This window comes from Staphylococcus equorum, assembly GCF_029531845.1.
Taxonomy (GTDB): domain Bacteria; phylum Bacillota; class Bacilli; order Staphylococcales; family Staphylococcaceae; genus Staphylococcus; species Staphylococcus equorum_C.
Genome location: NZ_JAMBPV010000031.1, coordinates 1 through 1287, shown reverse-complemented (window position 1 = coordinate 1287; position 1287 = coordinate 1). Strand labels below are relative to the sequence as shown.

Here is a 1287-nt window from a genome sequence, read left to right as displayed (position 1 = left end):
AGCACCTGTAGCACCGATGGTGAATGAAGTAACAAGTGAAGGTACGCAAGTAACAGGCACAGGCGAAGCAGGTTCAACAATTACGGTTAAATTCCCAGATGGAAGCACAGTGACGGGAACAGTAGATGAACAAGGAAAATAACTGATTGATTTACCGGTTGATAAGAAATTAAATGGAAACGAAGAATTGGTTATCACATCAACAGATGATTCAGGCAATGTGTCACCAGAAACAAGAGTAACTGTTAAAGATGCGACAGCACCTGTATCACCAACGGTGAATGAAGTTACAAGTGAAGGTACGCAGGTAATAGGAACAGGTGAACCCGGCTCAACAATCACAGTGAAATTCCCAGATGGAAGTGTGGTAACGGGTACAGTAGATGGACAAGGAAATTACGTGATCGATTTACCATTAGATAAGAAATTAAATGGAAATGAAGAGTTAGTAGTGACATCAACAGATAGAGCAGGCAATGTATCGCCAGAAGCAAAAGTGACAGTTACAGATGTGACGTCACCAAACGCACCGATGGTGAATGAGGTTACAAGTGAAGGTACACAAGTAACAGGCACAGGCGAAGCCGGCTCAACAATTACGGTTAAATTCCCAGATGGAAGCACAGTGACGGGAACAGTAGATAACCAAGGAAATTACGCAATCGATTTACCAGTAGATAAGAAATTAAATGGAAACGAAGAACTTGTAGTGACATCAACAGATGGAGCAGGCAATGTGTCACCAGAAGCAAGATTAACTGTTAAAGATACAACAGCTCCGGATGCACCGACGGTGAATGAAGTAACAAGTGAAGGCACACAAGTTACAGGAACAGGTGAAGCAGGCTCAACAATCACAGTTAAATTCCCAGATGGAAGTGTTGTGACGGACACAGTGGATGACCAAGGCAACTACGCGTTTGATATCCCAACAAATGTAGATTTAGTAGGTAACGAAGAGTTGGTAGTGACATCAACAGATACATCAGGCAATGTATCGCCAGAAACAAAATTGACTGTAATAGATGTTACGGTACCAAACGCACCAACGGTGAATGAAGTGACAAGTGAAGGCACACAAGTTATAGGAACAGGCGAACCAAGCTCAACAATCACAGTTAAATTCCTAGATGGAAGTGTTGTAACTGGTACGGCAGATGACCAAGGCAATTACGTGATTGATATCCCAATAAATGTAGATTTAGTAGGAAACGAAGAATTGGTTATCACATCAACAGATGGTTCAGGAAATGTGTCACAGGAAACAATATTAACAGTTAAAGATGT

2 protein-coding genes are annotated in these 1287 nt (G+C 41.7%); both read left to right on the top strand.

Annotated elements, in window-relative coordinates:
* On the top strand, nt 1-142 hold a 142-nt coding region (locus M4L39_RS14615), incomplete at its 5' end, for an Ig-like domain-containing protein (RefSeq protein ID WP_431197642.1).
* A gap of 45 nt (nt 143-187) precedes the next feature.
* The coding region (locus M4L39_RS14520) for an Ig-like domain-containing protein (RefSeq protein ID WP_277582633.1) at nt 188-1287 on the top strand (1100 nt) is incomplete at its 3' end.